Origin of the sequence: Falsiroseomonas sp. HC035, from assembly GCF_050563525.1 — a bacterium.
GTDB lineage: Bacteria > Pseudomonadota > Alphaproteobacteria > Acetobacterales > Acetobacteraceae > Falsiroseomonas.
In genome coordinates, this window is record NZ_JBNXUN010000001.1 from 118,410 (window position 1) to 143,418 (window position 25,009).

Annotated in this window: 24 protein-coding genes; 14 read left to right on the plus strand and 10 right to left on the minus strand. The window is 69.8% G+C overall.

The window, feature by feature from the left end; translation table 11 throughout:
* Positions 1–38 precede the first annotated feature (38 nt).
* Positions 39–401, minus strand: a complete 363-nt coding sequence (locus ACLF3G_RS00625; RefSeq protein WP_430667372.1) for a hypothetical protein — start codon at positions 399–401, stop codon at positions 39–41.
* A gap of 18 nt (positions 402–419) precedes the next feature.
* Between ACLF3G_RS00625 and ACLF3G_RS00630 the strand changes: the two genes are divergently transcribed.
* The 14 genes from ACLF3G_RS00630 (at position 420) to mazG (ending at position 15,366) form a co-directional block, all read left to right on the plus strand.
* Entirely contained in the window at positions 420–1,565 is a 1,146-nt protein-coding gene (locus tag ACLF3G_RS00630; RefSeq protein WP_430667373.1) for a hypothetical protein, read from the plus strand.
* 118 nt (positions 1,566–1,683) lie between these two features.
* A complete protein-coding gene (locus ACLF3G_RS00635; protein ID WP_430667374.1) occupies positions 1,684–3,324 on the plus strand; it encodes an ABC transporter permease in 1,641 nt (546 codons plus the stop codon).
* A complete protein-coding gene (locus ACLF3G_RS00640) occupies positions 3,324–3,992 on the plus strand; it encodes an ABC transporter ATP-binding protein (protein ID WP_430667375.1) in 669 nt (222 codons plus the stop codon). Before ACLF3G_RS00635 ends, ACLF3G_RS00640 begins: the two co-directional genes overlap by 1 nt.
* Positions 3,985–5,169, plus strand: coding sequence for a hypothetical protein (locus tag ACLF3G_RS00645; RefSeq protein WP_430667376.1), 1,185 nt, complete (start codon positions 3,985–3,987; stop codon positions 5,167–5,169). The genes ACLF3G_RS00640 and ACLF3G_RS00645 overlap by 8 nt, the downstream gene beginning before the upstream one ends.
* A 55-nt stretch (positions 5,170–5,224) precedes the next feature.
* On the plus strand, positions 5,225–6,274 hold the full coding sequence (locus ACLF3G_RS00650; RefSeq protein WP_430667377.1) for a lipid A deacylase LpxR family protein: 1,050 nt from the start codon (positions 5,225–5,227) through the stop codon (positions 6,272–6,274).
* A 61-nt stretch (positions 6,275–6,335) separates the two neighbouring features.
* Positions 6,336–7,292 carry a lytic murein transglycosylase gene (locus ACLF3G_RS00655; RefSeq protein ID WP_430667378.1) on the plus strand — a complete coding sequence of 319 codons (957 nt, stop codon included), beginning with the start codon at positions 6,336–6,338 and terminating at the stop codon, positions 7,290–7,292.
* A complete protein-coding gene (locus ACLF3G_RS00660) occupies positions 7,292–8,215 on the plus strand; it encodes an RlpA-like double-psi beta-barrel domain-containing protein (protein WP_430667379.1) in 924 nt (307 codons plus the stop codon). Before ACLF3G_RS00655 ends, ACLF3G_RS00660 begins: the two co-directional genes overlap by 1 nt.
* 27 nt (positions 8,216–8,242) lie before the next feature.
* Entirely contained in the window at positions 8,243–9,448 is a 1,206-nt protein-coding gene (locus ACLF3G_RS00665; protein ID WP_430667380.1) for a D-alanyl-D-alanine carboxypeptidase family protein, read from the plus strand.
* Positions 9,449–9,453: 5 nt separating this feature from the next.
* Positions 9,454–10,077 (plus strand): dTMP kinase, encoded by a 624-nt coding sequence (tmk, locus tag ACLF3G_RS00670; RefSeq protein WP_430667381.1) that lies wholly within the window; start codon positions 9,454–9,456, stop codon positions 10,075–10,077.
* On the plus strand, positions 10,074–11,141 hold the full coding sequence (locus tag ACLF3G_RS00675; RefSeq protein ID WP_430667382.1) for a DNA polymerase III subunit delta': 1,068 nt from the start codon (positions 10,074–10,076) through the stop codon (positions 11,139–11,141). Before tmk ends, ACLF3G_RS00675 begins: the two co-directional genes overlap by 4 nt.
* A gap of 24 nt (positions 11,142–11,165) precedes the next feature.
* Positions 11,166–12,695, plus strand: coding sequence for a methionine--tRNA ligase (metG, locus tag ACLF3G_RS00680; RefSeq protein WP_430667383.1), 1,530 nt, complete (start codon positions 11,166–11,168; stop codon positions 12,693–12,695).
* Complete coding sequence (locus tag ACLF3G_RS00685; protein WP_430667384.1) at positions 12,692–13,465, plus strand: TatD family hydrolase; 774 nt, start codon at positions 12,692–12,694, stop codon at positions 13,463–13,465. Before metG ends, ACLF3G_RS00685 begins: the two co-directional genes overlap by 4 nt.
* On the plus strand, positions 13,465–14,268 hold the full coding sequence (locus tag ACLF3G_RS00690) for an MBL fold metallo-hydrolase (protein WP_430667385.1): 804 nt from the start codon (positions 13,465–13,467) through the stop codon (positions 14,266–14,268). Before ACLF3G_RS00685 ends, ACLF3G_RS00690 begins: the two co-directional genes overlap by 1 nt.
* A 291-nt stretch (positions 14,269–14,559) precedes the next feature.
* Positions 14,560–15,366 (plus strand): nucleoside triphosphate pyrophosphohydrolase, encoded by an 807-nt coding sequence (gene mazG, locus ACLF3G_RS00695; RefSeq protein WP_430667386.1) that lies wholly within the window; start codon positions 14,560–14,562, stop codon positions 15,364–15,366.
* A 109-nt stretch (positions 15,367–15,475) separates the two neighbouring features.
* Here the strand turns inward: mazG and ACLF3G_RS00700 are convergent, their stop codons facing one another.
* From ACLF3G_RS00700 to ACLF3G_RS00740, 9 genes are all read right to left on the minus strand, one after another.
* The gene (locus ACLF3G_RS00700) at positions 15,476–16,420 is read right to left on the minus strand and encodes a pirin family protein (protein WP_430667387.1); all 945 of its coding nucleotides are present in this window, start codon (positions 16,418–16,420) and stop codon (positions 15,476–15,478) included.
* A 56-nt stretch (positions 16,421–16,476) separates the two neighbouring features.
* Positions 16,477–17,007 (minus strand): transcription elongation factor GreB, encoded by a 531-nt coding sequence (greB, locus tag ACLF3G_RS00705; protein ID WP_430667388.1) that lies wholly within the window; start codon positions 17,005–17,007, stop codon positions 16,477–16,479.
* Positions 17,000–17,830 carry an inositol monophosphatase family protein gene (locus ACLF3G_RS00710; protein ID WP_430667389.1) on the minus strand — a complete coding sequence of 277 codons (831 nt, stop codon included), beginning with the start codon at positions 17,828–17,830 and terminating at the stop codon, positions 17,000–17,002. The genes greB and ACLF3G_RS00710 overlap by 8 nt, the downstream gene beginning before the upstream one ends.
* Positions 17,830–19,140, minus strand: coding sequence for a GTPase HflX (hflX, locus tag ACLF3G_RS00715; RefSeq protein WP_430668123.1), 1,311 nt, complete (start codon positions 19,138–19,140; stop codon positions 17,830–17,832). The genes ACLF3G_RS00710 and hflX overlap by 1 nt, the downstream gene beginning before the upstream one ends.
* Positions 19,141–19,165: 25 nt before the next feature.
* On the minus strand, positions 19,166–19,507 hold the full coding sequence (gene hfq, locus ACLF3G_RS00720; RefSeq protein ID WP_430667390.1) for an RNA chaperone Hfq: 342 nt from the start codon (positions 19,505–19,507) through the stop codon (positions 19,166–19,168).
* Positions 19,508–19,685: 178 nt separating this feature from the next.
* Complete coding sequence (locus ACLF3G_RS00725; protein ID WP_430667391.1) at positions 19,686–20,351, minus strand: HAD family hydrolase; 666 nt, start codon at positions 20,349–20,351, stop codon at positions 19,686–19,688.
* Positions 20,348–21,220 (minus strand): D-amino-acid transaminase, encoded by an 873-nt coding sequence (locus tag ACLF3G_RS00730; protein ID WP_430667392.1) that lies wholly within the window; start codon positions 21,218–21,220, stop codon positions 20,348–20,350. Before ACLF3G_RS00730 ends, ACLF3G_RS00725 begins: the two co-directional genes overlap by 4 nt.
* A gap of 65 nt (positions 21,221–21,285) precedes the next feature.
* A complete protein-coding gene (locus tag ACLF3G_RS00735; RefSeq protein ID WP_430667393.1) occupies positions 21,286–22,695 on the minus strand; it encodes a sigma-54-dependent transcriptional regulator in 1,410 nt (469 codons plus the stop codon).
* The gene (locus ACLF3G_RS00740; protein WP_430667394.1) at positions 22,685–24,973 is read right to left on the minus strand and encodes an ATP-binding protein; all 2,289 of its coding nucleotides are present in this window, start codon (positions 24,971–24,973) and stop codon (positions 22,685–22,687) included. The genes ACLF3G_RS00735 and ACLF3G_RS00740 overlap by 11 nt, the downstream gene beginning before the upstream one ends.
* Positions 24,974–25,009: the final 36 nt, after the last annotated feature.

Genomic DNA, 25,009 nt, shown 5'->3' on the forward strand with positions numbered 1-25,009 from the left:
CTGACCGACATTTTGTCGCTCCAGTTCCCGTTTTGTCATCATCGTCGTTGCATTGGAGCAGCGTCGCGTTGTAGATCTCTACCGGAAGTTGCTAAACAAATGCAAACAGGAACCTCCCGGCTGTGCATATACGAGCAAAATCCCGCGAAGCGGGTTACCGCATGACGCAGCGCCCGCGCATCGCGATCGTCAGCACCTACGACGAGCTTTGCGGAATAGCGGGCTATACCAGGGCCTTGGAGCAACAGCTTCAGGACAGCATGCAGGTGCAGGTGTTCGATCTCGACCAATACCTGCTGCGCAGCCCACATCGCCGCGTGCAAAAGCTTGGCGACAGGCATATTCGTGAAATTGCGAAACAACTTCAAAATTTCGACAGCGTGAACATTCAGCTGGAGCACGGAACACTGGGGCTCGCGATGCCGCAGATCCTGCGGCGGTTCCGATGGCTGGTCCGCGCGGCCCCGGCGGTTTCGGTGACGTTCCACACCATCCTGGACCAGGTGAGCACCTCCAGCGGGCAGGTCTGGCGGCAGCTTCTGCGTCTGAACCTGGTCGGCGCGGCGATGGCCGTCGCGGACGATGCGCGGTCCGCCATGCTGGCCCATGGCATCTACCGGGAGCTGCGTCGGCAGCAGTCGCGCAAGCCGGTGCGGATCATCACCCACACCAAGCGGGACATGCGCCTGCTGCGGGACGTGCATCGGCTTGCAGAGGTGCATCACCATCCGCTGTCCTTCGTGGCGCCAGCCCAGGCCACCGCGATCCGTGAGGCCGCGACTCAGGAGGCCTTTCCGATCCTCAAGCTGCTTCCACCCGGAGCGAAGCTGATCGGCACCTTCGGCTTCCTGTCGCCGTACAAGGGTTTCGAGACGGCGGTGGAGGCGCTTCGCTACCTGCCGGAGGATCATCACCTGCTGGTCTTCGGCGGCATCCACCCGCAGGCCATCGCCCGCGGGCAGCCGCGGGATGCCTACATCTCGAAGCTGCTGGAGCAGGGCCATATCGGCCAGAGCCCGCTGCAGGCGCTGCGCGCCGCTGGCGCCACCAACCTGACGGTGGATGGCTCGGCGCACGAACTCCTCGCAGCGCATCCGCAGGACCTGCATCACCGGCTGCACTTCATGGGCGTGCTTGACGACACCCAGTTCATGTCCGCCATGGCACTGTGCGACAGCGTCGTGGTGCCCTACCTCGAGGTCGGACAATCCAGCAGCGGGCCGATCGCGATGGCGCTGGAGATGGGCTGTCGCGTCATCGCCTCCCGCACCCGAGCCTTCCTGCAATACGCCCGCTACCATCCCGACCGCATCGAGTTCTTCGACATCGGCAACTTTGCCGAACTCGCCCGGCGGATCGAGGCCGGGCCACCACCCGCGCCGGCGGATCGGCGCCTGACACACGACACCACCAGCAATGCCGCCCTCTACCTCAAGGTCAGCCTGCCGGCCGGCATGGCTCCACCCGGCATGGCTCCACCCGACCAGGCTCCATCCGACATGGCACCATCGGCCCAGCGCGTGGAGCCGGCCGAGGCTGCACCACGCCAGCCCGTCGTCGCCTAGGGCGGGTTCACCTGTGCCAAGCACGGGTGAATCCGGCTTAGCTGTTGATTCGGCGCATTTTCCAAGTCGTTCGGCGTATCCGCCTGACTTGAAAATGCTCTAGCAGGAGTGGGCAGGGATGGCGGCAGGGCAGAAGGCTCTGGCGGCGGTCGTCGCGGCGATCGAGGGCGGCAGGCCAGAGGCGGCGGCGGCGCAGTACGACACCGCGGGATCGCACGGCCCGGCGGAGGCGCTGGTGGCGCTGCTGCTGCTGGATCGGCGGGCGGCGCTGATGGCGGTGGTGGCGCCGGCGCTGGCCGACGCGGCGGCGCTGGGTGATGTGCTGCGGCACTTGGGATTGCGGTTGGACGGCAGCGGCCCCGACCCGGTGGCGGCCGTGCACCGGCTGGCGAGGCTGCCGGACGCCGAGAACCCGCGCGCCCATCTCGCCTCCCTGCTTCTTGATGCGGGGCGGCCCCGACTGGCGGAGGCGCTGCTGCTGCCGGCCTGGCAGCACGCCGCGACCAGCGCACTCATAGCCCGTGCCTTGTCCGGTACCTGGATGCTGCTGGGGCAGGACTCCCGCGCGCTGGATGCGGCGCGCATCGCCGTCGATGCGGCCCCCGAAGCGCCGGAGCCGCTGGAGCATCTGGCCGGCCTGCTGCTGCGCGCGGGCCAGCCCGGCCCGGCCTTGTTGGCCGCCGGGCGCGCCATCGCCGTGGACCCGAAGGCGCACCAGGCCTGGCGCTTGGCATCCTCGGGCCTGCTCGACCTGGGCCAGACGGAGGAGGCGATCGCCGCAGCCAACCGCGCCGCGCGGCTTTCACAGTTGCATGCACCGCATGCCGAGTTGATCCGCACCGCACTCGCCGCCGACAGGCCGCGCGTACCTGGGCCGGCACCGGAGGCGGGAAGGGGCAAGGCCGTGCCGCCGACCCGGCGCGCGGCGACCTGGGCGCAGGTTCCTGCGGTGCGGCCGGCGCCGCGCCGGATGCCGCTCGGGCGCGCACTGGCCGTGCGGGCGCGCGTGATCGATGCGCTGTTGCTGCGGGAGACGCGGACGATGTTCAGCGCCAGCCGCCTTGGCTACGCCTGGGCGCTGGTGGAGCCGCTGTCGCATGTGCTGCTGCTGAGCGTGGTCTTCATGTTTCTCGGCCATGACAGCCAGCCGCCGATCGGCGACAGCATGCTGACCTTCTACATGACCGGCGTGCTGGCTTTCCTGTTCTTCTCGCACCTGACCGAGCGCGCGATGGACCTGCCGGCCGCCAACCGTTCCCTGCTGCTGGTGCCGGCGGTCGGCATCTTCGATATCCTGGCGTCGAAATCGGTCCTGTCGGCGGTAACGGACCTGGTGGTGGCGGCCACGACCTTCGCGCTGCTGATCGGCTTCGGAGTCGGCGGGCTGCCGGCGGACCCGGCGCAGATGGTGGCCTGCTACCTGGTGCTGTTCCTGCTGGCCTTCGGCATCGCCTGCATGAACCTGGTCGTGTCCAGCTACTCCGCCGCCTGGGACAAGCTGTGGCCGACCGTCCTGCGCGTGCAGTACTTCACCTGCGGCGTCTTCTACCATCCGCTGGACATGCCGGAGGACATCCGGTCGCTGATCCTGCTGAACCCGCTGGTGCACGTCACCGAATGGATGCGGCAGGGCTATTTCCGTGGCTACGAGAGCCCGTTCCTCGACATCCCCTACCTGCTGCAATGGACCATCGGCAGCCTGACCCTGGGCACCTTGCTGTTCGCCGCGGCCGCGCGGCAGTTGCGGCAGCCGGCCTGATGGTGATCCTGGACGGCGTCAGCAAAAGCTACCGCACTGCGGAGGGTGGCCGCCGTGCCATCCTGCGGGATGCGACGATCGCGTTTCCGGCCGGGGTCAAGGTCGGCGTGCTCGGGCCGAACGGCGCCGGCAAATCCACCCTGCTGCGGCTGATCTCGGGAACGGAGCCGCCGGATGCAGGCCGCATCCACCGCCATGGCCGCGTGTCCTTCCCGATGGGCTTCGCCGGCACCTTCCACCCACAGCTCAGCGGGCGGGAGAACCTGCACTTCCTGGCGCGGGTCTATGGCCTGGACCCCGCAACGATGGTCCGATCCGTCGCGGATTTCACCGAGATGGCGCGGGAGATGGACGCGCCGCTGGAACACTATTCCTCCGGCATGGCGGCCAAGTTCGCCTTCGGCGCCTCGCTGGCGATCGATTTCGACGTCTACCTGGTGGACGAGATCACGGAGGTCGGCGATGCCCGCTTCCGCGCGCGCTCCGTCGCCGCCTTCCGCGAGCGGCTGCAGCACGCCTCGCTGATCCTGGTTTCGCACAACAGCCAGACCATCCGCAGCCTCTGCGACTGCTGCGCCATCCTGTCGGATGGCGCGCTGGTCGCATTCGATACGGTGGATGAGGCGCTGGATCGCTACGCAGAGCTGATGGGAGTGGCCGATGCTTGAGACCGTGACGCGACCCGCGCCGGCCGGCGACTTTGCGCGGGAAGCGAGGCACGCACCGCCCGCCCGTACGGCGCCGCCGCCCGCACCCAAGCCGCGGCGCGGCGGGTTGTTGGGCTTCCTGCTGCTGGTCGTGCTGCCGACGCTGGCCTTCGGTGGCTGGCAGATTCGTGGCGCTGCGGACCAGTTCGCGGTGGAACTGCGCTTCGTTGTGCGTCCCGCGGATCCATCGCGGGCGGCGCTGCCGGCGGGCATGCTGGCCGGAGCGGCGGCAGGCAACACCGATGCCTATGCCGTTGTGCAGCACCTGCAAAGCCGTGCCGGCATCCTGGCAGTGGCGCGCCATGCCGATGTGCGCGGCATCCTCGCGCACGAGGCCGCGGATTGGCTGGCGCGGCTGGACCTGGCAGCGCCACTGGAAGACGCGCTGCGCGTCTGGCGGCGCCAGGTGCAGCCCTATTATGACCGCGCCAGCGGTATCGTCTCGGTCGAGGTGCGCGCCTTCACGCCAGCGGATGCGCTGGCCCTGGCACTGGCGGTGGAGACGGCGTCGGAGGAACTGGTCAACGCCATGTCGGTGCGCAACCGTGCCGAGTTGCTGGCCGCCGCGGCACGGGACGTGGACCAGGCGGAACGCCGCTTCGCCGCCGCGCGGACCGCCGTCCAGGCCTTCCGCGATGGTCGGCAGGTGGTGGATCCGCGGCGCAATGCCCAGGCCTATTCGGAACACCTGGTGCGCCTGCAGTCGGAGCTGATCGCGATGCGCGCGCAGCTTGCCAATCTGCGCCGCGTGATGAGCGACAGCACGACCCAGGTGATGCAGCTGCTGGGCAACATCCGCGGCACGGAGGACCAGATCGCCGCGGTGCAGGCACAACTGACAGACGCCGCGCCGGGTGCCGCGACCTTGACCCACAGCATCGGCGGCTTCGAGGCGGTGGAGACGGAGGCGATCTTCGCACAGCGGGCGTATGAAGCGGCGATGGCGGCGCTGGAACGGGCGCGTGGCGAGGCATCGCGCCAGCAGGTCTACCTCGCGCCGGTGGTTCGGCCGGTGGCGCCGGAACACGCGCTGTATCCGATGCGCCTCGCCAATACCGGCACGGTCCTGGCCGCCGCGCTGCTCGCATGGTTTGTCGGCCTGGTCGCACTGCGGGCGCTGCGGGAACATCTGGCATAAGCCGGATGGAAGCCGTGCGATTTGCACGGACCGAAAGGGACGGATAGATCGGGGCATGATCCGAAACACCCCGCTGCTGATCTGCCTGACCTTTGCCGCGTCCGTCCCGCTGCTGCCGGCCCTCGCTCAGCCGGCCACGGCCCAGGCGCCGCTGGTTTCGGTGGCGGAGGTTCCGCCGCCGCTGCCAGACCCCTTCGGCAGCATCACCCTGAATTACGAGAACGACACCCTCGGCGGCACCGACCGCTTCTACAGCAGCGGCGTGCAGATCGCTTGGCGCTCGCCTTCCGCCGAATTGCCGGGCCTGCTGCGCTTCCTCGACCAGCAGGCCGACCGGCTGCTCGGGCCGGGGTCGGTGCGCTGGGGCGCCGGGCTGGTACACAGTATCTACACGCCATCTGACACGCAGCGCCGCAACCCCGACCCTACCGACCGGCCCTATGCCGGCCACCTGTATGGCGCGCTGGTGCTGCAGCGGGACAGCGGCAGCGCGCTCAGCACGCTGGAGTTGCAGGCCGGCGTGGTCGGCCCGGCGGCGCTCGGCGAATTCGTGCAGAATTCGGTGCATGACGCGATCCGCGTCGACACCACCAATGGCTGGGACCGCCAGCTGAAGGATGAGCTGGCGCTGAACATGGTGTTCGAGCGCACGCTTCGGACCCCGACCCTGCGGGTCGGCGGGATCGAGGCCGACCTGCTGCCCTCCATGACCCTGGCGCTGGGCAATGTCTCAACCTATGGCGCCGCCGGTGTGACGGTTCGCCTGGGGCAGGGGCTGGATGCGGATTACGGCGCGCCCCGGCTGCGGCCGGCGCTGGTGGGTTCCGCCTTCTTCCAGCCGCGTCAGGAATTCGGCTGGTACGGCTTCGTCGGTGGGCAGGGGCGCGCGGTGGCTCGGGACATCTTCCTGGATGGCAACACTTGGCGCGACGGCGGACCTTCGGTCGACAAGCGGCCGCTGGTGGCGGATGTGACGGCGGGGCTGGTGGTGCATTGGCGCGGCTTCCGGGCCGCCTACAGCCACGTCTGGCGGTCGGAGGAGTTCTACGGCCAGCGCGGCGGGTTGCAGAGCTTCGGGTCCATCGGGGTCACCGCGCGGTTCTGAATTTGCACATGGCACAACCTTGCGTTGCCCCGGGCGCCCTGCCTGTGGCATCCACCGCAGCATGGTCCAGACTCGTCGACTTCTTCTTTTGGCCGCTTCCGGCCTGCTCGCCTCGGAGGCCCAGGCGGCCACCCAGGGGTTCGAGGCGTTCCTCGATGGCGTCCGGGCCGATGCGCGGCGGGCCGGCGTTTCCCCGGCCACGCTGAACCGCGCCCTTGCCGGGCTGCAACCCAATGCGCGGGTGCTGGAGTTGGACCGGCGGCAGCCCGAGTTCACCCAGACCTGGGAACAGTACCGCGACGCCCGCCTGTCGCAGCAGCGGATCGACGCCGGCCGTCGCGCCTTCGCCGACAACCGCGCGACGCTGGAGGCCGTGCAGGCAAGGTTCTCCGTCTCGCCGCGCATCGTCACCGCGATCTGGGGGCTGGAGACGAATTACGGCGGCTTCATGGGCAACATGAACGTCATCCAGTCCCTGGCGACGCTCGCCTGGGACGGCCGGCGAGCCAGCTATTTCCGCGCCGAGCTGTTGGCCGCGCTGAAGATCCTGGAAGCCGGCCATGTGACGCCAGACCGGATGCGCGGCAGTTGGGCCGGCGCCATGGGCCACCCCCAATTCATGCCGAGCAACTTCGACCGGCTGGCGGTGGACATGGATGGCGATGGCCGCCGCGACATCTGGGACAACCGCGCGGACGCACTGGGCTCGATCGGCAACTACCTGGCCCGGTCCGGCTGGCGCGACGACGAGCTGTGGGGGCGGGAGGTGGTGCTGCCGGCGGGCTTCGACCCGGAACAGGCCAGCCGCACCAACATGCGGCCGCTGCGGGACTGGGTGCGGATGGGCGTGCGCCGGCCGGATGGAGAGGCGATCCCGCCGCTCGACATGCAGGCGGCGGTGCTCATCATGGGTGGGCAGGCCTTCCTAGTCTACCACAACTTCAACGTCATCCGGCGCTACAACCCCTCCAACTTCTATGCGCTGGCGGTTGGCCTGCTGTCGGATCGCGTGGCCTGATGCGGCCTGTCCTGGCGGTCCTGGTTCTGGCCGCACTCGCCGGCTGTGCGCAGCGTGCGCCGCAGCCGCAGGGCCAGCCGCGCTACCTGATCGGCGAGCCCTACCAGATGGGTGGCACCTGGTCCTATCCGCGCGAGAACTTCTCTCTCGTGGAGACGGGCATCGCGACCATCGCCGCGGATGCGCGGGCCGGGCGCCGCACGGCGAATGGCGAAATCCACGACCCGACGGCGCTGATGGCGGCGCACCGCACGCTGCAGATGCCGGCGCTGCTGGCGGTGACGAACCTGGAGACCGGCTTGCGGCTGGAGGTGCGGGTGAACGACCGCGGTCCGGCGCAGCCGGGTCGCGTGGTAGCGCTGTCCCGCCGCGCCGGCCAGCTTCTCGGTATCCGGGAAGGCGGCACGGCGCAGGTGCGGATCGAGGTGGTGGGCGAGCCGAGCCGGGCGCTCGCGGCCGGCCTGCCGAACACCGAAACCCCGCCGCTCGAAATCGCCGCCGCGCCACTGGCGGCGGTGGAGCGTGAGACTCTGGCGCCGCCGCCAGGCGCGACGCAGTCCGCGCGGCTGCGCCAGGCTCGGCAGTTTCCCGGCGCCACCGGTAGCACCACCGCCACCGCCACCGCCGGCACCGCCTCCGCCCCGCCGCTGCGGCTGCCAGAGCGCGTGACGCGGGTTGCGGCCTCGCCAGGACAGCTGTGGATCGAGACCGCCACCTTCTCCCGCCGCGACATGGCGAACCGCCAGGTCGCCCGGCTGGCGGGGCTGCGGGCGCGGGTGGACCAACTGGGCGGGCAGGGGCGCGGCGCGCAGCCGAGCTTCCGCGTGCGGCTTGGCCCATTCGGCAGTGTGGCGGAGGCGGACAGGGCGCTTGAGGGAACCCTGCGCGCCGGCGTATCGGAAGCACGTATCCTCGTCGACTAGGACGAGTCGCAGACAGGAGAGGCAGCCATGCGGCGCCGCGAGATCATGGGGGCCGCAGCCGGCCTCGCCACCGGGCTTGTGGCACAGGACGCCGCGGCGCAGCGCAATGCGCCGGCGCGTCCCGCCGCCCGTCCTGCGCCGCCGCCCACGACCCCCGCCACCACGCCGCTCGGGCCGCTGGACACGACGGCGCGGCACGCCCTGATCATCGATTTCGATACCGGCGCGGTGCTGCTGGAGAAGGCGGCGGAGGACCGCATGCCGCCGTCCTCCATGTCCAAGCTGATGACCATGTATGTGGTGTTCGAGCTGCTGAAGAACGGCCGCCTGCGCATGGACCAGGAACTGCCGGTCAGCGAGCGCGCCTGGCGCATGGGCGGCAGCAAGATGTTCGTCGAGGTCGGCAACTCGATCAGCGTAGAAAACCTGTCCCGTGGCGTCATCGTCCAGTCCGGCAACGACGCCTGCATCGTGCTGGCCGAGGGCATCAGCGGCTCGGAGCAGCAATTTGCCGAGTTGATGAATGAGACAGCGCGCCGTATCGGCCTGACCGACAGCAACTTCCGCAATGCGACCGGTTGGCCCGACCCGGAACACCGGATGACCAGCCGCGACCTGGCGACCCTGGCGCGCCGGATCATCCACGACTTCCCAGAATACTACAGCCTCTACAACGAGCGTAGCTTCCGCTGGAACAACATCGCGCAGGAGAACCGCAACCCGGCACTCAGCCGCGTCGCCGGCGCCGATGGTCTCAAGACCGGGCATACCGAGGAAGCCGGCTACGGCCTGACGGCGTCCGCCATCCGCGGCGGCCGACGGCTGATCCTGGTGGTGAACGGCCTTTCCTCCATGCGGGCGCGCGCGGAGGAGAGCGAGCGGCTGTTCGAATGGGCGTTCCGCGAGTTCGAGAATGTCATCGTGTTCCGCGCCGCCGACACGGTGGAGGAGGTGCCGGTCTACCTCGGCGAACGCGCGACGGTGCCGCTGGTCGCCGGGCGTGACCTGGTGCTGACCCTGCCGCGGCAGTGGCGGCGCAACCTGCAGGTGCGGGTGCGCTACGATGCGCCGGTGCCGGCCCCGGTCAGCAAGGGGCAGGGCCTCGGCACGCTGGTGATCAGCGGGCAGGGGGTGCCGGAGCAGAACGTGCCGCTGATCGCCGGCGCGGATGTGGACCGGCTCGGCCTGCTGCCGCGCATCCCGGCGGTGATCGGCCGCTGGTTCGCCAGCTGAGAGGCATGCCGAGCCCCGGCAGGTTCATCACGCTGGAAGGCGGCGAGGGGGCGGGGAAATCGACCCAGGCCCGGTACCTCGCCGCGCATCTGGCTGGGCGCGGGCTGCCGGTGCTGCTGACGCGGGAGCCTGGCGGTGCGCCGGGGGCGGAGGCGATGCGGCGCGTGCTGCTCTCGGGCGCCGGGCTGGACCCGGTGGCCGAGGCGCTGCTGGTATTCGCGGCGCGACGGGATCACTGGGTGGCGACCATCCGCCCGGCGCTGGCGGCCGGCATTTGGGTGGTCTCCGATCGCTTCGCCGACAGCAGCCGCGCCTACCAGGGTCATGCGCAGGGCGTGAAGGCCGGCACCATCGAGAGCCTGGCCTGGATCGCGCTGGAGGGGCAGGAGCCGGACCTGACCGTGGTGCTGGACCTTCCGGTGGAACTCGGCTTGGCTCGCGCCCGGCAGCGCGGCGTGGCGGCGGACCGGTATGAGCGCCTCGACGCCGGGTTTCACGCCCGCGTGCGGGAGGGTTTTCGCGCGATCGCGGCGGCGGAACCTGGGCGCTGCGCATTGCTCGATGCCGCCGGCGCGCCGGAACTGCTCGCCGCCCGCATCGCGGCCCTGGTGGATGAGCGCCTGCCATGAGCCGCGCGCCGCGCGCCCTGAAGGTGCAGGAGTTCGCGCCGGACCCGGACCTGCCGGTTCGGTCCATGGCGGACCTGTTCGGGCATCGCGGCGCGGCGGAGACGCTGCAACGCGCCGCGCTGTCCGGCCGCCTGCCGCAGGCCTGGATGCTGGCGGGGCCGCCCGGCATCGGCAAGGCGACGCTTGCCTACCGCTTCGGCCGCTGGCTGCTGGCCGGTGGTGCGGAGTGCGGAGTGCCGGCCCACGCCGCGCCGCTGCACCTGGACCCGGCCAACCCGACCTTCCGCCGCATCGCCGCCGGCACGCATGCGGATCTGCGCACGCTGCGCCCGAACACCGGCGAAAAGGGCGGCGTGAAGTCCATCATCCGCGTCGAGGATTCGCGGGAAGCGACCCGCTTCCTCGGCATGACCCCGGCAGAGGGCGGCTGGCGCTTCGTGCTGGTGGATGGCGCGGAGCATATGCGCGTCGAGGCGGCAAATGCGCTGCTGAAGACGCTGGAAGAACCGCCGCCACGCTCGGTCCTGGTGCTGACCACCGCGGCGCCGGACCGCCTGCTGGCCACCATCCGCAGCCGGGTGCGCCGCCTGGACCTGGCGCCGCTGGCGCCGGAGGACCTCGACCCGCTGCTGGCCCGCCTGCTGCCCACGCTGACGACGACCGAGCGCGCCACGCTCGGCCGCATCGCGGAAGGCTCGGCCGGGCAGGCCATGGCGCTGGCGGAAGGCGAGGGGCTGGCCTTGCAGGCGCTGGTCGAGGAGGTGCTGGAGGGGCTGGCCGGCGGCAGCCGGCGGCGCTGGCATGCGCTGGCGGACACCGTCGCGGCGAAGCGGGATGGCAGCAGCTTCCTGACCTTCATGGCCCTGCTGCGCCAGGCGATCTCGGCCGCGGTGCGGCAGGCGGCGCGTGGGCATGGGGCGCCCGAATGGCTCGCCGGGCGTCCGCTTGCCGAGTGGTCGACCCTGTGGGATAGGCTCGGGCGGCTGGCGGCCGAGACGGATGCGCTCAGCCTGGATCGCAAGCAGGCGGTCCTGACCGGGCTCCTGTGGCTCTCCAGAAGCTGACCGAGAACCTGGATGCCGGATACCGTGACAACAAGCTCCTACCTCACCACGCCGATCTATTACGTCAACGACCGGCCGCATATCGGGCACGCCTATACCTCCCTGGCCACCGATGTGCTGGCGCGCTGGCGGCGATTGCAGGGACGGCGGGTGTTCTTCCTGACCGGGACGGACGAGCACGGCCAGAAGGTGGAGAAGGCGGCGCAGGATGCGGGGATGGACCCGCAGGCCTTCACCGACCGCGTCAGCCAGCACTTCGCCGACCTGACCACCACCATGGGCTTCTCCAACGACGCCTTCATCCGCACCACGGAAGACCGCCACAAGCGCGCCTGCCAGGCGCTGTGGGAAAAGCTGGCCGCCAACGGCGAGATCTACCTCGGCGCCTATGAGGGCTGGTACGCGGTGCGTGACGAGGCCTTCTACGGCCCGGATGAACTGGTCGAGCGGGACGGGGTGAAATACGCGCCCTCCGGCGCCCCGGTGGAATGGGTGCGGGAGCCGTCCTACTTCTTCCGCTTGTCCAACTGGTCGGATCGCTTGCTGGCCTTCTACGACGCCAACCCGGATTTCATCCTGCCGGCCGGCCGGCGGAACGAAGTGGTGGCGTTCGTGAAGTCGGGGCTGTCCGACCTGTCCATCTCCCGCACCTCCTTCCGCTGGGGCGTGAAGGTACCGGGTGACGATGCGCATGTGATGTATGTGTGGCTGGATGCGCTGACCAACTACATCACCGCGCTGGGCTGGCCGGACGAGAGCACCGAAGCTTGGCAACTCTGGCCGGCCGAGGTGCATTTCGTCGGCAAGGACATCCTCCGGTTCCATGCCATCTATTGGCCGGCCTTCCTGATGGCGGCGGGCCTGCCGGTGCCGCGGCGCGTCTTCGCGCATGGCTGGTGGACCAATGAAGGCCAAAAGATCTCGAAGTCGCTCGGCAACGTCATTGATCCGGTGGCGCTGGTCGAGGAGTTCGGGCTGGACCCGGTGCGCTACTTCCTGCTGCGAGAGGTGCCCTTCGGGCAGGATGGCGATTTTTCCCGTGGCGCGTTGGTCAACCGGCTGAACGGCGAGCTGGCCAATGCGCTGGGCAACCTCGCCAACCGCACGCTATCGCTGATCCAGCGCAACTGCGACGCGACGCTGCCGGAGGCGACGGAGCCCGCCGAGGCCGATGCGGCGATGGTGGCGCAGCTTGCGGCGCTGCCGGGCCTCGTTGGCGCGCATCTGGACCGCCAGGAATTCCACCTGGCGCTGGAGGCGATCATGGCCGCGGTGCGCGACGCGAATGGCTACATCACGGTCGCCGCGCCCTGGGCCCTGAAGAAGACCGACCCGGCACGCGGCCGGGCGGTGCTGCGCCACCTGCACGATGCGCTGCGCGTCTTTGCCACGGTCTTGCAGCCTTTCATGCCGGCGACGATGGCGAAGCTGCTGGACCAGCTTGGCGTGCCGGAGGCGGCGAGGGGGCTCGAGGACCTCGCGACGCCGCTGCCGGCGGGCCTCCCGCTGCCGCCGCCGGAGCCGCTGTTTCGCAAGATCGAGGCCGTCGCGTGATTGTCGACAGCCACTGCCATCTGGACCACTTCCGGGGCGAGGCGCAGGACGCAGCGGTGGCACGCGCCAAGGCGGCGGGCGTGGGTGTGATGGTCACCATCGGCACCAGGCTTGGCGAGCAGGCGGCCGCGGTACGGGCGATCGCGGACCGGCATGCGGGCGTGTTCGCCACCGTCGGTATCCACCCGCACAATGCCGGCGAAGGCGAGCTTCCGACGGTCGAGGCGATCCTGGCTGAGGCCGATCATCCGCGCGTGGTCGGGATCGGCGAGAGCGGTCTCGACTACTTCTACGACAAGGCGCCGCGCGACCGGCAGCAGGCCGGCTTCCGGCGCCATATCGAAGCCGCGCGGCAATCCGGCCTGCCGCTGGTGGTGCATGCGCGCGACGCCGATGCGGACATGGCCGCGATCCTGGAAGATGAGGATGCGCGCGGCAAGTTTCCCTTCCTGCTGCACTGCTTCTCCTCCGGCGCGGACCTCGCGCGAACCGCGGTGCGTCTTGGTGGTTTCATCTCCTTCAGCGGCATGCTGACCTTCCCGAAGTCCGACGCGATCCGCGCCGTCGCTGCCGAGACCCCGGCGGACCGCCTGCTGGTGGAGACCGACAGCCCCTACCTGGCGCCGGTGCCGCTGCGCGGGAAGCCGTGCGAGCCGGCCTATGTGGTGCATACGGCGGCGAAGCTGGCGCAGGTGAGGGGGCTCGGCAGCGCCGAACTGGCGGACCTGACCACCGGCAACTTCCACCGCCTGTTCAGCCGGGCGCGTTGATGCGGGTGACGCTGCTGGGCTGCGGCGGCTCAGCCGGCGTGCCGCAACTGGGCGGGCCGGATGGACGCGGCGAATGGGGCGCCTGCGATCCGGACGAGCCGCGCAATCGCCGCAGCCGCACCGCCGCCCTGGTGCAGGATGAGGCGGGCCGGCGCCTGCTGATCGACGCCGGGCCGGATCTGCGCCAGCAGTTCCTGGCATCCGGGACCGCAACGATCGACGCGGTTGCCTTCACACACCCACACGCCGACCACGTGCTTGGGATTGACGAGTTGCGCGCCGTCAACCGGCTGCGCGGCACCGCGCTGGATGCCTTTGGCACCTATCTGACCCTGTCCGAGATCCGGCGCCGGTTCGAGTATGCATTCCGGCCGCCGACTCCGCCCGCCTTCTTCCGTCCGGCCTTGTCGGCCCTACCGATCGCACCAGGCGAGACGGTGGCAATGGCAGGCATGCAGGTCCAGGTGTTCCGGCAAGACCACCAGGTGATGGAGACCCTGGGATTCCGGATCGGCGCCTTCGCCTATTCGACCGATGTCGTCAGCCTGCCGGAGGAGAGCCTGGCGGCGCTGGCCGGGCTGGACACCTGGGTCGTCGGCTGCCTCCAGCGCGCCCCACACCCGGTGCATGCCGGGATCGGCCAGGTCCTGGAGTGGGTCGCGCGGCTGCGGCCTCGGCGCACCGTGCTGACCCATATGGGGATCGACATGGATTTCCGCACGCTGCGCGCCAGCCTGCCGGACAGTGTCGAGCCCGGGCATGACGGCATGGTGCTGGAGGTTCCCGACGGGGCCGCTCGCTGACTGTCCTTCGCCGAACCTCGTGCGGGATCGGCGGAGGGCACCCTTTGTTCCAGCGGTCGGCCGGGCGGGTGCGGTTGTGCGACAGGTCAAGCGCCGTGCTCAACATACAAGGAAGCCCACCGGCTTATCCCCATTCTAATTCTTTCCATAATATTGATTATGCGGCAACTTTATCGGGGGATAAATTCGGGAGGAACTGTGGATGCCAGCGGTTCACCACCCTCGCCTTGACCAGCCTGCGCGACACTGGACGTATCCCGGGTCGAAATCGTCCCTGGAGAGCCTGCCCCGATGCCCCATCCCGATGCCGACCCTGGCGCCGCGCTAGCACGCCTGTTGGAGATCATGGTCCGCCTGCGGGCGCTGGATGGCTGCCCCTGGGACCAGGTCCAGGACTTCGCCTCGATCGCGCCCTACACGGTTGAGGAAGCCTACGAAGTCGCAGACGCCATCGCCCGTGGCCCGGATTTCCCGGCGCTGCTGGACGAACTGGGCGACCTGCTGTTCCAGGTCGTCTACCACGCCCGCATGGCCGAGGAGGCCGGCCATTTCGGCTTCGCCCAGGTGGCGGAGGCGATCTCCGCCAAGATGATCCGCCGCCATCCGCATGTCTTCGGCAGTTCCGCCGCCCGGGACACGGCCGCGCAGACCGTGGCCTGGGAAATACAGAAGGCCTCCGAACGCGCCGCCCGCGCCGAGACCGGAGCCTTGGCCGGCATCCCGCCCGGCCTCCCTGCCCTGACCCGCGCCCTGAAGCTGACCCGCCGTGCTGCCCGTGTCGGCTTCGACTGGCCGGATGCGCCGGCCGTCCTGGACAAGCTTGAGGAGGAAGCGACGGAGCTTCGTGCCGAGCTGCCGGCGATGGACCGCGCCCGGCAGCAGGACGAAGTCGGTGACCTGTTCTTCGTGCTGGTGAACCTGGCCCGCAAGCTGGACCTGGACCCGGAGACCTGTCTCGCCGCCGCCAATGCCAAGTTCGAGCGTCGCTTCTCCGGCGTCGAAGCCCGGCTGGCCGTCCGCGGGTTGGCGCCCGCGGATGTCGCCCTGCCGGAGATGGAGGCCGCTTGGCAGGCGGTGAAGGCGGCGGAGCGAGGCTGATTTGTAAATTGGATTTACAAGACGCTCAGGTGCCACGACGCGAATGTAGTATTACTACGACATCCTCAGGGTGGTGGCATGAACCATGAACAAGCCACTGTCCCGTCCATTAGCTGGTGGGAGATCCCTCCCCGGCCCGTACCACCTTCTTCTCCGGCAGCGGGATCCAGTCAGATTCACCAGGCACCGGCGTGCCGAAACGGTCGCGCGACCAATCCGCCTTCGCCTGCTCGATCCGCTCACGGGAGGAGCTGACGAAGTTCCAGAACAAGTAGCGCGGCCCGTCCATGGCGGCACCGCCGAGCAGCAGCAGGCGCGCGCCTGCCGGACCCGCCTTCAGCGACATGCGGTCGCCGGCGCGGAACACCAGCATCCGCCCGGCCTCGAACATCTGCCCCGCGACCTCCACGCTGCCTTCGAAGACATAGGCGGCGCGCTCCTCCTGCTGGTCCGGCATCGGCACCTGCGCGCCCGGCGCCAGCACCGCATCGGCGTAGAATAGCTCCGACAGCGTGCTGACCGGCGACCGCAGGCCCCAGCCATGGCCAGCCACCAGGCGCAGCTTCACGCCCGCATCCTCGATCACCGGCAGGGTGGACCCGCCATGGTGCACGAAGGCGGGCGCCGTCTCCTCATGCGCCTTGGGCAGCGCGACCCAGGACTGGATGCCGGACAGGCGGTGCGGCGCCACCCGGCGTTCGCCTGCGGTGCGTTCCGAATGGACGATGCCGCGGCCGGAGGTCATCCAATTCACGTCGCCGGGTGCGATCGGCAGTTCGGTGCCGAGGCTGTCCCGGTGCAGGATCTCGCCCTCGAACAGGTATGTGACGGTGGACAGTCCGATATGCGGGTGCGGGCGCACGTCGACGCCGGTGCCGGTCAGGAACTCGCCGGGACCCATCTGGTCGAAGAAGATGAAGGGCCCGACCATCTGGCGTTCCTTCGCCGGCAGGGCACGCCGCACCTCGAAGCCGCCGATATCGTGGGTGCGCGGCAGCAGGACCGTCTCGAGGCCCTGGGGCAGCGGGTCGTTGGGGTCGAGGATCATGGACATGGTGCGTCTCCTTCCGAGTTGCACGGAAGATGGGCCGCAGCGCGCGGCGGCGCGAATCACGCCGGCGGATAAGCGATATCCACCACCTCGATCTCCTCCATCCCCGCCGGGGTGCGGACGCGCCGCACATCCCCCACCTGCGCGCCCAGCAACGCGCGCGCCATAGGCGCGACCCAGGAGATGCGGCCGGCGCTGCTGTCGGCCTCGTCCACGCCGACGATGGTGATGGTCACCTCGGCATCGTCGCTCGCGCGCGCATAGGTGACGGAGGCGCCGAAGAACACCCGGTCCCGCCGGGTCTGCGCTGCCGGGTCCACCACCTGCACCCGTTCCAGGCGTTTCCGCAAGAATCGCACGCGGCCGTCGATCTGGCGCAGGCGGCGCTTGCCGTACTGGTAGTCCGCATTCTCCGATCGGTCGCCAAGACCTGCGGCCCAGGAGACCACTTCGACCACCTTCGGCCGCTCCTCGTCCCACAGCTTGCGCAGTTCGGCGCGCAGCGCATCGTGGCCAGCCGGCGTCATGTAGAAGGGCGTGCCGGGCGGCAGGCCGGGTGGACCCTCGTCCTCCCCGTCATCCTCAGCCAAGCAGCGCGTCCCGCGCTTCCCGCCAGGAGGCCTGGTCGGGTGCGCAGATCAGGCCGCCGGTGACATGGTGGCTGGCCTCATAGGCGCTGCCGTCGAAGCGGGCGGAATAGCCACCGGCCTCACGGTGCAGCAGCCAGCCCGGCGCGTGATCCCACGGCATCAGCTTGTTGTAGAACAGCAGATGTGCATGGCCGCTGGCCGCCAGCCGGTATTCATGCGCGGCGCAGCGGAAATTCACGATGCCGGCCAAGCGCGGCAGGCGGGATGCCACCTGGGTGCGCTGCGGCTCCTTCAGGAAGCCCCAGGAGACGGCGCCGACCATGCGGCCGACCGGCACTGGAGCCGCGACGCGCAGGTCGGCGAAGCGGCGGCCCTCCGCGTCCTCGAACCAAGCCCCCTCCCCGCGCAACGCCACGGCGGTGTCGTCGCCGAGCGGATCATGGATCCAGCCCGCCACCACCTCTCCCTTCACAAAGGCCGCGGCCATGCAGCCGAACAGCGGCATGCCGGCGGCGAAGTTGGCGGTGCCGTCCACCGGGTCCACCACGAAGGCAAGATCGGCGCCGGCCAGCTTCGACAGCAGGGCGGCATCTGCCGCCGTGGCTTCCTCCCCTACCACGACGCAGCCCGGGAAGCGGGCGCGGAGCGCCGCCTCGATCATGCGCTCGGCGGCCTCGTCGGCCTCCGTCACCAGGTCGAGCGGGCTGGACTTGGTGCGCACATCGCCGGCAGCGAGGCGGCGGAAGCGCGGCAGGATTTCCTTGCGGGTGGCCGCGCGCAGCAATTCGGCAACGTCGCGCGCCGCCCTGGTATCGAAGCGCATCAATGCCCCCGCTGTTCGAATCGCGCCCGGTCGGCTGAGGTCAGGCGGACGGAGACGCGGATCATGTCCTCGGCATCCTCCCGCGCCAGCACCTCGCCATGCTCATACAGCCAGGCGAGACTGGCGCCGTCGCCCGGCGCGATGCGGTAGTCGGCGGTTTCCATGCCGGCCACCATCCGCGCGTCCAGCGCCTCCCGCAGCGCATCCAGCCCGTCGCCGGTCAGGGCGGAGACGGCGATGGCGCCGGGGATCTCCGGCACCGAGTCCACGCCACCCATCAGGTCGGCCTTGTTCAGTACCTCGATGACCCGCCGCGGCCAGCCCTCATCCATCGGCGCATCGTCGCCCTGGGCCATGTCGCCCAGCACGCCGAGCACGTCGGCCCGCTGCGCCGCGGTATCAGGGTGCGCGGCGTCGCGGACGTGCAGGATGATGTCGGCCGCCGCCACCTCCTCCAGCGTCGCCCGGAAGGCCTCCACCAACTGCGTCGGCAGGTCGGAGATGAAGCCCACGGTGTCGGACAGGATGACGGTGCGGCCGGAAGGCAGCTTGATCGCCCGCATGGTGGGGTCCAGCGTCGCGAACAACTGGTCCTGCGCGAACACGCCGGCGCCGGTCAGCGCGTTGAACAGCGTCGATTTGCCGGCATTGGTGTAGCCGACCAGCGCCACCACCGGGTAGGGCACGCGGGCGCGGGCGGACCGGTGCAGGCCGCGTGTGCGGCGCACCTGCTCCAACTCCTTCTTCAGGCGCACCATGCGGTCGCCGATCAGGCGGCGGTCCAGCTCGATTTGCGATTCGCCGGGGCCACCCAGGAAGCCGAAGCCGCCGCGCTGGCGCTCCAAGTGGGTCCACGACCGCACCAGCCGGGTGCGCTGGTAATCCAGATGCGCCAGTTCGACCTGCAGCGCGCCTTCCTTGGTGCGCGCGCGATCGCCGAAGATCTCCAGGATCAGGCCCGTGCGGTCGATCACCTTGGCGCCCCAGGCGCGTTCCAGGTTGCGCTGCTGTACCGGGGACAGCGCGGCATCGACCACCACGACGGTTACGCCATGCCGCGCGCATTCCTCGCGCACCATCTCCACCTGGCCCTCCCCGAGCAGGGAGGAGGAGCGCATGGCGCGCAGTGGGAAGATGGCGGAGTAGACGATGGTCAGGCCGATCGAGGCGGCCAGCCCCACCGCTTCCGCCAGCTTCGCCTCCGCGGCGCGATTCGCCCCGGCTTCGCCATGCGCCGTGCCCGCTCGCTGGAAGCGGTCATGCGACAGGATCACGGCGGCCCGGGTAGGGCCGTCGCGCGTGTCCTTCAGGCCCCTGGCGTCGCCGTCCGAGGGATTAGTCTCGCGATCCGACAGGTGTCACCTCACGCCCAAGGGTCAGTCGATTCTCCCGCGCCGGGGCCGAACCCTCGGCCGCCGCGCCCGCACCGGCACCGGCACCCTGGGCCGTCGCGTCAAACAGCATGATCGGCGCGCCCGGCATGACCGTGCTGATGGCGTGCTTGTAGACCAGTTGGGTATGCCCATCCCGCCGCAGCAGGACGGAGAAGTTGTCGAACCAGGTGATGATGCCCTGCAGCTTGACGCCGTTGACCAGGAAGATCGTCACGGGGGTCTTGGACTTGCGGACGTGGTTCAGGAACACGTCCTGCACGTTCTGGGATTTCTCGGCGGCCACGGAGGGTCGTCCTTCTTGTTGGCGGCCTGAAGAACCAGGCCGAGGGCTTGTTGGCAGCCTGGCACACCAGGCCGAGGGGTTGGTTAGGCGGCCGGGCCCAGGTGGCATTCAACCACCATCAAGGCCCTGCCCGAATCCGGCTCCGCCACGGCCTGCGCCGCCAGCATCACCGGCGCCCCTACAATCCCCCGCCGACCCCTGCCCTGGCAAGGCTCCGCAGATGCCCGGCCAGCGCATGGCCGTCATCGAAGGCGATGTCGGGCCGCGCGGCGGCGACGCCCCCGTCGTGCGCCGCCCGGCCGAGCAGCACCGCGGTGCAGCCGGCGGCGCGCGCCGCATCCATGTCCAGCACCGTGTCGCCGACGTACCAGACCGCCCGCCCCGCCGGCATGCCACAGGCCTCCAGTGCCAGCAGAAGCGGTGCCGCGGCTGGCTTATCCGCGCTGGCATCGCCCGCGCCGACCAGCGCGGCGAAGTTGGACGCCCATCCCAGATGCGCCGCCTCCGCCCGCAGCAGCGCGCCCTGCTTGTTGGAGACGACCCCCTGCGGGCCGATCGCAGCGGCCGCGGCGATGGCATCGGCCGCGCCCGGCATGGGGTTCAACACATCGAGATGGCAGGACCGGACGCCCGTGTAGAAGATATCCCGCGCCTTTTCCCACTCCGTCCCAAACATGCCGGGGAAGGTATCGCGCAGCGACCCCCGGACATTTGCCAGCACCGTCTCCCGCGTCCAATGCGGCATGCCGAACGCGGTGAAGGTGGCGTTGAGCCCGTGCTGGATCGCGGCCCAGCCATCCACCAGGGTGTTGTCCCAATCCCAGAGGATGCAGACGGGCGTCATGCCGCGTTCTTCACGTCGCCCTTCACGTGGCGTGCGAAGATCTCGAACAGCCGCCGCACCACCGGGCCGACCTTGCCATCGCCCACCGGCCGGCCATCGATCTTCGTGATCGGCTTCACGAAGGAGGTGGCGGAGGTGATGAAGGCTTCACGGGCTCGCCGCATCTCCTCCACCGAGAATTCACGCTCGTCGTAGCCCATCCCGAGCGTCCGCAGTTCGGCCATGAGCGCGGCGCGGGTGCAGCCCGGCAGGATGACGTGGTCGAGGAAGCGGGTACGGATGGCGCCGTTCTCATCGACGATCCAGAAGGTGGTGGCGGCCCCCTCCGTCACCATGCCGGTGGCCTCGTCGAACAGGATCGCCTCGATGGCGCCGGCCTCCCGTGCCTTCTGCCGGGCCAGCACGTTGGGCAGCAGGTTGACGGACTTGATGTCGCGGCGCGCCCAGCGCAGGTCGGGCAGGGTGATGCAGGCGGCCTGCCACTTGTCGACGTCGGTCGGGTAGGCCGGCACGCGGCGGATCGTGACGACCAGCGCCGGCGGCACCGGCTTCGACGGGAAGGCATGGTCGCGGCGGGACACCCCGCGGGTCACCTGCATGTACAGCAGGCCCTCCCGCACCCGGTTCCGCTGCGCCACCTCCCGCAGCACCATGGACAGCGCGGCGCGGGACATCGGCATCGGCAGGTGGATCTCGCCCAGCGAGCGTTCCAGCCGCGCCAGGTGCAGGTCCTCGTCCACGTAGCGGCCGTCATGCAGGTGGACGACCTCGTAGATGCCGTCGCCGAACTGGTAGCCGCGATCCTCGATATTCACCGAGGCCTCGGGCTGCGGCAGGTAGCGCCCGTTCACATACGCGATCTTCGACATGCCGGTGTTCCCGTGACTCAGGCGGTCCCCCTCACCCAACCCTCTCCCCCGAGGGGAGAGAGGGCTTATCCGCCGGCGGCGGCGGGGGCGCGGTCCTCGGCCTGGACGCCGAGGAACTTCAGCTTACGATGCAACGCGCTGCGTTCCATCCCCACGAAGGCCGCCGTGCGGCTGATATTGCCGCCGAAGCGCAGCAGCTGGGCCTCCAGGTATTGCCGCTCGAACAACTCCCGCGCGTCGCGCAGCGGCAGGGTCATGATCTCGGAGGACCGGTCCAGCTTCAGCACGGCAGGGGCCGAGGCGCCGACCTGGGGCGGCAGCATGTCCGGCCGGATCGGCTCCCGCGCCTCCCCCGGCGCCATGATCAGCAGCCAGTCGATCAGGTTGCGCAGCTCGCGGACGTTGCCCGGCCATTCGTAGGCCTGCATCGCCGCCAGCGCGTCCTCCGACAATTCGCGCGGCGCCATGCCGGAGGTCTCGCCGGAGCGCGCCATGAAGTGCCGGGCGAGAGCCGGGATATCCTCCCGCCTGTCGCGCAGCGGCGGGATCTTCAGGGGCACCACGGCGAGCCGGTAGTACAGGTCCTCACGGAACCGCCCGCCGGCAATCTCGGCCTGCAAATCCCGATTCGTCGTCGCGATCACCCGCACATCGACAGTGACGCGCTGCGCGCCGCCGATACGGACGAAACCCTGTTCCTGCAGGGCGCGGACGATCTTGCCCTGGGTTTCCAGCGGCATGTCCGCGACCTCGTCGAGCAACAACGTGCCGCCATGGGCGCGTTCCAGCACCCCAGCCCGGCGCGGCTGGCCGGTGGGATCGGCGCCGGCCTCGACGCCGAACAGCTCCTCCTCGAACCGTGCCGGGGCCAGCGTCGCGCAGTTCAGCGCGACGAAGGGGCCATCGTTGCGCCGGGACCGCGCGTGCAGCATCCGCGCCGTGACTTCCTTGCCCGATCCTGCCGGTCCGGTGATCAGCACGCGGGACCCGGTCGGCGCCACCCGGTCGATCGCCTGGCGCAGCTGGATGATGGGGGCGGAGACACCCACCAGCTCCGTCTCCCCGCCCGCCCGCAGCCGCAACTCGCTGTTCTCCCGCCGCAGGCGGGAGGCCTCCAGCGCGCGGGAGATGACCAGCAGGAGGCGGTCGGATTTGAACGGCTTCTCGATGAAGTCGTAGGCGCCGTTCTGGATCGCCTGGACCGCGGTCTCGATGGTGCCGTGGCCGGAGATCATCACGCAGGGAACCCGCGGCTCCTCGCCATGCAGCGCGGCCAGGATGCCCAGGCCATCGAGCCGGGAGTTCTGCAGCCAAATGTCCAGGATGACCAATGCAGGTCGACGCGCCTTGAAGGCGGCGATTGCCTGGTCGGAATTGGCCGCCTGGCGTGTCTCGTAGCCCTCATCCGAAAGGATGCCCTCGATCAGGGCGCGGATGTCGGGCTCGTCGTCGACGATCAGGATTTCATGCGCCACGGTCGGAAATCCCCATCGTGGCAGGCTCGGGCGCCGAAGCTGCGGGCGCAGGAACCTCGGGCTGCGACGCCGGGGCGGCGCCCGTGTCCTTCGCGGGTTTCATCTCGGCCAGCGGCAAGATCAACAGGGCGCGGGCTCCTGGGCCATCGGGGCGGTCCTCCAGATCGAGGCGACCATGATGGTCCTCCATGATCTTTTTGACGATGGCAAGGCCAAGCCCGGTTCCTTTCGCCTTGTGCGTGACATAGGGCTCGGTCAACCGCGCCCGTTCCTCGCCAGCCGGCAGGCCGACGCCGTTGTCTTCGACCACCACGGCGAATCCCTCCGGCACCTTCTCGATCCGCAATCCGATTCGGCCCTGGTCCCCTTCCTCCCGCACCACGCTCGCGACGGCATCCGCCGCGTTCTGCAACAGGTTGGTCAGCGCCTGGCCGATCAGGCGGCGGTCCATGGGCAGAGGCGGCAGGCCCTCCGGGATCCCGGTTTCGTAGCGGATTTCCGGATGCGCGTGCTGTTGCAGGACCAGCGCCTCCCGCACCACCTGGTCCAACCGGTCGGGGCGGATGACCGGCTGCGGCATGCGGGCGAAGGCGGAGAACTCATCTACCATCCGCCCGATGTCGCCGACCTGGCGAACGATGGTGTCGGTCAGCATCCGGAAGGTGTCCGGGTCGCTGGCGATCTCCTTCAGGTATTTCCGCTTCAGACGCTCCGCGGACAGCATGATGGGGGTCAGCGGGTTCTTGATCTCGTGCGCGATCCGGCGCGCCACATCGGCCCAGGCGGCCTTGCGCTGGGCGGACTGCAGTTCGGTGATGTCGTCGAAGGTCAGCACGAAGCCGGTGACGCGGCCGGGCTGGGTCTCCGCGCCTATGCGCGCGATCAGCATCCGGCGATGCGCCGGCGGTCCGATGGGGATTTCCGCCATGTGCGGCCGGTCCGGCTGGTCCCGCGCGGCGGCCACAAGCTCCGCGAATTCTGGAGCAACGCGGGCCATGTTCAGGCCGATCGCGGCATCCAGGTCGACGCCGAGCAATTCGCTGGCCGTGCGGTTCGGCAGGTTGATGCGGCCGGTGGCGTCCAGGCCGATGACGCCGGCGGAGACGCCGGACAGCACGGTCTCGGTGAAGCGCCGACGCTCGTCGATCTGCCGGTAGGCCTCCATCAGCTCGCCGCGCTGGGCCGACAACTGGCTGGTCATGCGGTTGAAGGCGCGGGACAGGCTGGCCAGTTCGTCATCCGCGGTGCCTTCCTCGACCCGCGTCGACAGATCGCCGGCCCGCACCCGCTCGGCCGCGGTGATCAGGCGGGAGATCGGGCGGGCCATCTGGTTGGCAAAAACCAGCCCGACCAGGACCGCCGCGAGCAGCACCAGCAGGGCTGCGCAGGCGAAGATAAGGGCAAAAGTGATCTGCAGGCTGCCGCGATTGCGGTCGAGCTGGTCGTATTCCTGGAAGGCCAGTTCCGTGGTCCGCATGTGGTCCAGCACGCTGGCGTCCAGCGGCCGGCCGATCAGCAGCAGAAGGCCCGGCGGGATATCCAGGCTGGTCACCGCCCGCACCCGTGCGTTGTTGTCTCCCGGCACCACCGCGACTTCGCCCTGGCGCACCTGCTCCAGCGCCCAACCTGGCGGCGGCTCGATCATCGCACCAGGGGTAAAGCCGGCGGCGGCCATGACGCGGCCGAGAGTCGGTTCAAACACAACCGCCTCGGTCAGGCCCCGGATCGAGGTCTGGGTCGCGAGCAGCCGCTCGAAGGCCGGCATGTTGTCGGGCAGGAAGACCTGGGCGGCGCGATTGAGGTCGGCCGCCATGGCCAATGCGTCGACGCGGATCTCGTCACGGTGCTGGTCCATCCAGGCGCGGGAGGCGACGAGGGAGGCCTCCAGCGTGGAGCGCACCCGGTCGCTGAACCAGGCCTGGATGCCGAGGTTGAAGAACACCGCGGCGAAGGCCGCCACGATCAGCGCCGGCACCACGGCGACGCCGCCGAACAGCGTCACGAGCCGCACATGCAGCCGCGCGCCGGCGCTGCCGCGCCGCCGTTCGGCCCAGACCCGCACGAGCCGAGAGGCCAGCGAAGCCGCCAGCAGCAGCAGCACGCCGGCATTGCACAGCACCACGGCGACGATCTGCCCCGGGCTGGTCGGGCCGAAGGGGCTGCCGCCGGCCAGCAGCACGAAGGTGGCGATGCCGAGCAGCACGGCCGTGACGGCCAGGCCGAGTGTCGTGGCCCTGCCGAAGAACAGCTCGCCGATCCGCCGCCAGCTCAATCCCATCAGGTCAGCCTAGCCCAGCGCAGCCGCCTTCAAAAG